This is a genomic window from Rhodococcus sp. NPDC019647, assembly GCF_044389235.1.
Classification (GTDB): domain Bacteria; phylum Actinomycetota; class Actinomycetes; order Mycobacteriales; family Mycobacteriaceae; genus Rhodococcus_F; species Rhodococcus_F oxybenzonivorans.
This window is the reverse complement of record NZ_JBIRXS010000076.1, coordinates 1-1,746: the sequence shown is the minus strand read 5'-3', so window position 1 is coordinate 1,746 and position 1,746 is coordinate 1. Positions and strand designations below refer to the sequence as shown.

1 protein-coding gene is annotated in these 1,746 nt (G+C 68.2%); it reads right to left on the bottom strand.

Annotated features, from left to right (window positions below; genetic code table 11):
- A partial coding sequence (locus ACH49N_RS38905; protein ID WP_358278829.1) for a condensation domain-containing protein occupies nucleotides 1-1,746 on the bottom strand: 1,746 nt, incomplete at both ends.

Below are 1,746 nucleotides of genomic sequence, written 5' to 3'. Positions count from 1 at the left end.
CCAACTCGGCATACGTCAACGACCCACCCTCGAACACCACCGCCACCGCACCCGCAGACCGCACCACCCGATCCCCGAACAACTCCGGCAACGTCGCCACGGGTACGTCCTGTGCCGTCGAGTTCCAGGCCTCCAACGCGGAGCGTTCGGCGGTGTCGAGCAGCGGGATGTCACCGACGCGCACCGTCGGGTTCGCGGCGACGGCATCCAGGATCCTGCTGAAGCGTTCGGCGATCGCCGCGGCCGTCGACTCGTCGAACAGGTCGGTCGCATACATCAGCTGGGCGGAGATGCCGTCCGGCAGCCCGTCCTCGTCGAACTGTTCGACGAGCGTGAAGTGCAGGTCGAACTTCGCGACATCGAGGGTCGCGTCGAGGCCGCGGAGCGTGAGACCGTCGAGTTCGAGCGTGGTCTGCTCGAGGTTCTGGAAGGTGAGCATCACCTGGAACAGTGGGTGGCGGGCGGTGGTGCGGGTGGGACTGAGTATCTCGACCAGCCGCTCGAACGGCACGTCCGTGTGGGAGAACGCTTGCAGGTCCGCGTCCCGCACCCGGCCCAGGAGTTCGCGGAAGGTCGCCCCGGGGTCGACCTCGGTCCGCAGGACGAGGGTGTTGACGAACATGCCGATCAGGTCGTCCAGTTCCCGTTCTCCGCGGCCTGCGACCGGGGTGCCGATCGTGACGACCGGCGTCGCACTCGCACGACTGAGCAGGACGCTGAGCGCGGAGTGCACCACCATGAACAGCGTTGCCCGCTCGGACTGTGCGAGCGACGCCAGCGCCCGGTGCACGGATGCGTCGAGTGCGACGTCGACGTGGCCTCCGCGGTAGGACTGGTCAGCCGGCCGGGGCCGGTCGGCCGGAAGGTCCAGTTCCTCGGGCACCCCGGCGAGTGCGGTCGTCCAATAGTCCAGCTGCTGTGCCGCGCGCGAGTCCGGGTCGGATTCGTCCCCGAGAAGTTCGCGTTGCCACAACGCGTAGTCGGCGTACTGCACCGGCAACGGTGACCAGGTGGGCCGTTTCCCTTGCGTGCGTGCCGCGTACGCGGTCATCGTGTCGCGCACCATGGGCGCCATCGACCAGCCGTCGCCGGAAATATGATGAACCACCAGCGCGAGGACGTGCTCCTCGGCGTCGATCCGGAACAGGGCGACGCGGACAGGGAAATCGGTCGTCACGTCGAAACCGGCACCGAGGAAGTCGGCAAGTTCGGTGTCGAGCCCGGTCTCGTCGACGGCGGTGACCGGCAACTCGGGAGTTGCGGAGTCGGCGTCGAGGACGACCTGGTGCGGTCCGGTCTCCGAGTCCGGGAACACGGTGCGGAGGGTTTCGTGCCGCTCGATCAAATCAGCGACCGCGGCGGTCAGGGCGCCGGTATCGATGACTCCGGACAGGCGTACCGCGACGGGCAGGTTGTAGGCGGGTGAGGTGGTGTCGAACTGGTTGAGGAACCACATCCGCTGCTGCGCCGGGGACAACGGAATTCGTTCCGGGCGTGGCCGGGGCATCAGCGCGGGACGGACCTCATCACCCGTCGTCCCCGACACCGTGGCCGCGAGTTCCGCCACGGTCGGCGCCTCGAAAAGGTCTCGCACCCCCAACGGCACTCCGAGTTCGGCGCGGATCCGGGACACCAGCTTGGTCGCGATGAGCGAGTTGCCGCCGAGGTCGAAGAAGTTGTCGTGCGCCCCGACCCGGTCGGCCTGGAGCACGTCGGCGAAGACGGCGGCCACCTGCTCCTCACCCG